The sequence below is a fragment of the Rhizobium sp. SVR5-9E genome (assembly GCF_056755095.1).
Genome location: NZ_JBNDHS010000444.1, coordinates 1 through 268, shown reverse-complemented (window position 1 = coordinate 268; position 268 = coordinate 1). Strand labels below are relative to the sequence as shown.

At 57.5% G+C, this 268-nt stretch carries 1 pseudogene; it reads left to right on the top strand.

Annotated elements, in window-relative coordinates:
- Nucleotides 1-268, top strand: a pseudogene (locus ACPYOJ_RS35550) (exopolysaccharide biosynthesis protein); the annotation flags it as partial.

Here is a 268-nt window from a genome sequence, read left to right as displayed (position 1 = left end):
CGAGCAGCCGCTCGGCGCCGATCAGTAACTCGTTACCGGAATCGACGAACAGGAAGGGGTCATTTTTCAGGCTCGCGCGAATGCGCAGGACAGACAGTCAAATGCGCTCACCGAGCTGCGCGATCTCTTGAATACGGAAATCGATACGCTGGAGGAGAAGCTCAAGGGCGCGGATGACAATCTCAAATCCGCCGAAGAACAGCTGACCAGCGTCAAAACTCTAGTCGAGCGAGGCCTCACGGTGGCGTCGCGCCAATTGGACCTGGAA